Origin of the sequence: Duncaniella sp., assembly GCF_029054785.1 — a bacterium.
Taxonomy (GTDB): Bacteria; Bacteroidota; Bacteroidia; order Bacteroidales; family Muribaculaceae; genus Duncaniella.
This window is the reverse complement of record NZ_JAIDEN010000186.1, coordinates 1-6,287: the sequence shown is the minus strand read 5'-3', so window position 1 is coordinate 6,287 and position 6,287 is coordinate 1. Positions and strand designations below refer to the sequence as shown.

5 protein-coding genes are annotated in these 6,287 nt (G+C 48.8%); all 5 read left to right on the top strand.

The window, feature by feature from the left end; translation table 11 throughout:
* Positions 1-536 (top strand): DNA integrity scanning protein DisA nucleotide-binding domain protein (locus tag K2H17_RS11190; RefSeq protein WP_300134812.1); only part of this gene is annotated, 536 nt, incomplete at its 5' end.
* A gap of 142 nt (positions 537-678) precedes the next feature.
* Positions 679-2,622: a DNA topoisomerase (ATP-hydrolyzing) subunit B gene (gyrB, locus tag K2H17_RS11185; protein ID WP_300134810.1), complete on the top strand. Its 1,944-nt coding sequence runs from the start codon at positions 679-681 to the stop codon at positions 2,620-2,622.
* A 68-nt stretch (positions 2,623-2,690) separates the two neighbouring features.
* The gene (gene rnr / locus K2H17_RS11180; protein WP_300134808.1) at positions 2,691-4,937 is read left to right on the top strand and encodes a ribonuclease R; all 2,247 of its coding nucleotides are present in this window, start codon (positions 2,691-2,693) and stop codon (positions 4,935-4,937) included.
* Positions 4,938-4,954: 17 nt separating this feature from the next.
* A complete protein-coding gene (locus K2H17_RS11175; protein ID WP_300134806.1) occupies positions 4,955-5,917 on the top strand; it encodes a polyprenyl synthetase family protein in 963 nt (320 codons plus the stop codon).
* A gap of 5 nt (positions 5,918-5,922) precedes the next feature.
* A partial coding sequence (locus tag K2H17_RS11170) for a TatD family hydrolase (protein WP_300134804.1) occupies positions 5,923-6,287 on the top strand: 365 nt, incomplete at its 3' end.

Here is a 6,287-nt window from a genome sequence, read left to right as displayed (position 1 = left end):
AGCGATTTTTGGTTGAGCTTGGAGACCACAAACGATGGCGATTCCTGAAAAAACTTTTCCGACACGAGAAGCGTGAGTCTTCAGCCGATACCCGCAAATATGTGCTGCCTATCGTTTATGCCTGTATGAATATGGCCAAAACGAAAACAGGCGCTCTTATTGTAATCCGTCAGGAAATGCCACTCGAATCCTATGAGAAAAGCGGAGATATAATTGATGCGGATATAAATTCACGCCTGATTGAAAACATCTTTTTCAAAAACTCACCGCTGCATGACGGAGCGATGATCATTGATCATGACCGCATAAGAAGCGCAGGTTGTATTCTGCCCGTAAGCCATGACCGCAATGTGCCACGTGCTTTGGGGCTGCGCCATCGTTCGGCGCTTGGCATATCGCAGGCGACAGATGCATTTGCGATTGTAGTCTCCGAGGAAACCGGAAATATCTCAGTGGCTCACAGGGGGGCACTGACAACACGCCTGAGTTCTACCGAATTGGAAAACCGTCTGTCTCAGATAATGACCAACGACTGATAGGGGGCTATTACTCAGAGTCAACATCGTGATATGGTGCAATTATTTGCTAATTCTTTGCATCATATTTGTCGCGGTGCGTTTTTTTTAGTAATTTTGTGTGGTAAAATAATAACGGAAACAATATATAGAAAATATAATCATGTCAGAAGACAAAGAACACGAATCAGAAGTTTATAGCGCAAGTAATATTCAGGTGCTTGAGGGTCTGGAGGCAGTAAGAAAGCGTCCGGCCATGTATATCGGAGATATCAGCTTCAAGGGTTTGCATCATCTGGTATATGAGGTGGTCGACAACTCCATTGACGAGGCTCTCGCAGGATATGCAAGTCACATTGAGGTCACTATAAATACCGACAACTCTATCACTGTCGTCGATAATGGACGCGGTATACCGGTCGACATGCACGAGAAGGAACACAAAAGCGCGCTGGAGGTGGTCTTGACAGTGCTCCATGCCGGCGGTAAGTTCGACAAAGGCTCATACAAGGTCTCCGGCGGTCTGCATGGTGTAGGCGTTTCCTGTGTAAACGCGCTTTCTTCGTACCTCAGAGCTGAGGTCAGACGTGAAGGCAAGATCTTCATGCAGGAATATGCTTATGGCAAACCTACTTGTGAGCTCACTGTTATCGGAGACACTGATACAACCGGAACTTCAGTGACATTCCGTCCTGATACATCTATATTCACCGTGTCGGAATATGACTATGACACATTGGCCAACCGTCTTCGCGACCTCGCATTCCTTAATGCCGGCATCACGCTTACGCTGACCGATATGCGCAAGACTGATGCGGAGGGCAATCCTCGCCAGGAAGTGTTCTATTCGCGTAATGGTCTTCGTGAATTTGTTCAGTATCTTGATTCCAACAAAGAATCACTGATCAATGATGTGATTCACATCAATACCGAGCGTCAGGGCATCCCCGTTGAAGTCGCCCTCACATATAATACGACTTTCAATGAGAATGTCTACTCTTTCGTCAACAATATTCACACGATAGAAGGCGGTACTCACTCGACCGGATTCCGCCGTGGTCTGACAACGACTCTTAAGAAATATGCCGAAGACAACAAACTCCTTGAGAAGGTGAAAGTCGAAGTTTCCGGCGATGACTTCCGCGAAGGCCTGACAGCGGTTATCTCTGTCAAGGTGATGGAGCCTCAGTTTGAAGGCCAGACCAAAACAAAGCTCGGCAACAGCGAAGTGCAGGGCGCCGTATCCGCTGCTGTCAGCGAAGCTCTGCGCTACTATCTTGAAGAGCACCCCCGTCAGGCAAGGGTTATTGTCGACAAGATCGTGCTTGCCGCACAAGCCCGTCACGCGGCGTTGAACGCGCGTCAGAAAATTCAGCGCAAGTCACCGCTTTCCGGCGGCGGCCTTCCAGGCAAACTTGCCGATTGCTCTTCACGTCATGCCGAGGACTGCGAGTTGTTCCTCGTCGAAGGTGATTCGGCCGGCGGTACAGCCAAGCAGGGCCGAAACCGTACATTCCAGGCTATTCTGCCGCTGAGAGGTAAGATCCTGAATGTTGAGAAAGCTATGGATCACAAGATTCTTGACAATCAGGAAATCACCAGCCTTTACCGTGCAATGCGCGTGACAATCGGCACTGAGGAAGATCCGATGGCCATAAACATCTCACGCCTTGCCTACCATAAGATCATCATCATGACCGATGCCGATGTCGACGGAAGCCACATCGCCACTTTGCTGATGACATTTTTCTTCCGCCGTATGCGTCCGATCATTGAGCAGGGCTATCTGTACCTGGCAACTCCTCCGTTGTACAAATGTACTCGCGGAAAAGCCGAAGAATACTGCTGGACGGATGCCCAGGTTCGACAATTTATCGCTGTCAATGGAGAAAAAACCAAAGTTCAGCGTTATAAAGGATTAGGAGAGATGAGCGCGGAAGAGCTCCGTGACACCACGATGGATCCCGAACAGCGCCTGTTGAAACAGGTGACCATAAGCGACGCCGTAGAGGCGGACCGAATCTTCTCGATGCTTATGGGTGAAGATGTCGGTCCCCGTCGTGATTTCATCGAGTCAAACGCCAATTATGCCAATATTGACGCCTGATGACGCTCTGATATCTTCTGATAAATATCAATTCTAATTATCTACATACCTCTTAATTTTCAACTACTATGGCTCAATCAGCAAAGGCTGCCGGTTCAAAGAATGCTATCGCCCTCGCGAAGAAGGTGATGGAATTTGTCATGCAGCAAAAGAACAACACATATAATTATAAGCAGGTCGCTCATGCGATAGGTGCGAAAACAGCTGTTCAGCAGCGCAACATCGCACTTCAGCTTGTGGAAATGGCATTCAACGGCGAAATCATCGAGGTTTCGCCCGGTAAATACAAATCTCCACAGCGAGGCAATGAGGCGACAGGTGTATTTGTCCGCCGCAGCAACGGCAAAAATTCCGTAATTACCGATTCGGACGGTGAAACAATCTTCGTTGCGGAGAGAAATTCGATGCACGCTCTGAACGGCGACCGCGTCAAAGTCAATATCGCCGCACATCGTAGAGGTGCCGAGCCTGAGGCTGAGGTCATAGAGATCATTGAAAAGAAAGAGCAGACATTCATCGGAACACTCAAGGTTGACAAACATTTCGGCTACCTGCTGACGGATTCAAAGTTCCTGGCTACGGATATCTTCATCCCGAAAGCAAAGCTCAAGGGGGGCAAGACCGGAGACAAGGCCGTGGTGCAGATCACAGAGTGGAAAGATGACTTCAAGAACCCCAGCGGAGAGGTGATTGACATCCTTGGCAAAGCCGGGGAGAACAACACTGAGATCCATGCGATTCTTGCCGAGTTCGGACTGCCATATAAATACCCGGCTGCGGTGGAAAAAGCCGCTGACAAGATAGGGGCGGGCATAACCGAAGAGGTGATTGCCCAGCGTATCGACATGCGTGATGTGCTCACATTCACCATTGACCCGGCTGATGCGAAGGACTTCGATGATGCGCTTTCATTCCGCCGTCTTTCAAACGGGCACTACGAAATCGGTGTCCATATTGCCGATGTGACACACTATGTCCATCCTGACACCATTATTGACCGCGAGGCTCAGAAAAGAGCGACTTCGGTCTATCTGGTGGATAGGGTGGTGCCGATGCTTCCCGAACATCTGTGTAACGGAATCTGTTCCTTGCGTCCCAATGAAGAGAAACTGGCTTTCTCCGTGATTTTTCACATGGATGATGAGGGAAAGGTGTTGTGCTCGAAGATTGCCCGAACAGTGATCAGATCGGACCGCCGCTTTTCTTATGAAGAAGCTCAGAGCGTTATTGAGACTGGTCTCGGAGATTGCGTAGAAGCAATTCAGAAGCTCGACGAGCTGGCAAAAATTCTGCGCCGCCAGCGGTATGAGAATGGTTCTGTCGAGTTTGATCGTGCCGAGGTCAAATTCCATATTGACGAAACCGGCAAGCCTTTAGGGGTTTTCTTCAAAGTCTCGAAGGACGCCAACAAGCTCATCGAGGAATTCATGTTGCTGGCCAACCGCACGGTTGCTACTTTTGTCGGGAAGCCGGAAGGCAAGAAAAAGGCCAAAGCTTTTGTCTATCGTGTTCACGATGTGCCCGATACGTCGCGTCTGGCCGATCTGGCCGCTATTGCAAGAACATTCGGCTACAAGATAAAGGCTTCAGGCACACCCAAGGAAATCAACCGCTCAATCAACAGAATGCTGGCCGAGGTCAAAGGCCGCGGAGAGGAAAATTATCTTTCTACTCTGGCAATCCGTTCGATGGCAAAAGCAATCTACACGACAGACAATATCGGTCACTATGGTCTCGGATTTGAATATTACACCCATTTCACATCTCCGATCCGCCGTTATCCCGACATGATGGTCCATCGTCTTCTTGACCGTTATCTTGCAGGAGGACGGAGTGTCAATCTTCAGAAACTTGAAGATCAGTGCAAACATTCCAGCGAAATGGAACAGTTGGCTGCCACTGCTGAACGTTCGTCAATAAAGTACAAGCAGGTCGAGTATATGCAGGAGCACATCGGCGACAAGTTCTCAGGCATCATTTCCGGTGTTACGGAATGGGGCCTCTATGTCGAACTTAATGACAATCTATGTGAAGGTCTGGTGCCGATGCGCGATCTTGCGGATGACTATTATGACTTTGACGAAAAGAATCATTGCCTTGTCGGACGTCGCCACAACCACCGCTATCGTCTTGGCGACAATGTAGACATCAAGGTGGCTCGCGCCGATCTGGAGAAAAAGCAACTTGATTTTGTACTGCTTGACGATAATGGCAATGCCTTACGAAAGGATAACAAGGAAGACGACCTGGGTTCAAAGGTTTCAGTTGCTGAAGCCCTGACACATCATGGAAAGAAAAAACGTCGTCGCAAATAGACTTAAATGACTCTGAAATGAAGGAATTCAACGAATATCTGTCACTCGTCAATAAGGCGATTGAAAATCTGAAACTGCCTGAGCGCCCTGCCGGTCTTTACGATCCTATCCGATACACATTGGATTGTGGAGGCAAGCGTCTGCGTCCGGTATTGGCTTTGGCAGCCTGTGAGGCAATGGGGAAAGATCCTATGTCTGCTATCCATCAGGCCATAGCGATTGAAATGTTTCACAATTTCACTCTTTTGCATGATGATGTGATGGACAATGCGGATGTCAGACGAGGTCGTCCGACAGTTCATAAAAAGTGGAACGAAGAGACCGCGATTCTGTCAGGCGATGCGATGCTCACAACCTCGACTATGCTTTTGGCGATCAAGGTCGGCGATCATCTTGCTTCAGCCTTAGATCTGTTCAACGGGACTGCCATGAATATCTATGAGGGGCAGCAGCTCGACATGGATTTTGAGTCTCGCCTTGATGTCAGCGTAGAGGAATACATGGAAATGATCCGCCTGAAGACTTCGGTGTTGCTTGGATGTGCCTGTGGTATGGGTGCTTTGATGGCCGATGCTCCTTTCGAGACCCAGCTCCAGTTCTTCAATTACGGAGTCAATCTTGGTCTTGCATTCCAGCTTCAGGATGATTATCTTGACACATACGGAAATCCTGAAACATTTGGCAAGGCTATCGGAGGAGACATTCTGAACGATAAAAAGACATGGTTGCTGATCATGGCTATGAAGGAAGACGAGACCGGCGAAGTCAGTGGCCTCATCGGCAGTTCAGTGGCTCCTGAAGAAAAAATAGCCAGAGTACGTGCAGTGTATGACCGGCTCGGATTACCGGACCGGATTCATGAGCTTATCCGTGCATACATTGACACTGCAATTTCCTGTCTTGATCAGCTTGTCATTCAGCCGGAGGCTCGGTCATTCTTCATTGATCTGGCTCTCAAATCGGCAACACGAAACAAATAAGGTCCATGTTGATCGATACCCATACCCATCTATATCTTGATGAGTTTTCCCCGACTCCTGAAGCAGCCGTCGAAAGGGCTATTGCCGCGGATGTCAAAAAGCTGATATTCCCGAATGTTTATCTGGGGACAATCGGTCCGATGAATCGTCTGCGAGACAGTTTCCCTGGCCACATTTTTATGGCGATGGGGCTTCATCCGACTGAAATCAATGAAAATTGGGAATCGGATCTCGCTGAAATAGAAGCAGAGTTGACTGCCGATCCTGCAAAATATATAGCAATAGGGGAGATCGGTATTGATCTCTATTGGGACCAGACTTTCCGCAAGCAGCAGCAGGCTGCATTCAGTCGGCAAGTCGACTGGGCTAT

Coding starts and splice junctions, on each gene's coding strand:
- rnr (WP_300134808.1), top strand. CDS start 2,691: ATGGCTCAATCAGCAAAGGCTGCCGGTTCAAAGAATGCTATCGCCCTC.
- K2H17_RS11175 (WP_300134806.1), top strand. CDS start 4,955: ATGAAGGAATTCAACGAATATCTGTCACTCGTCAATAAGGCGATTGAA.
- gyrB (WP_300134810.1), top strand. CDS start 679: ATGTCAGAAGACAAAGAACACGAATCAGAAGTTTATAGCGCAAGTAAT.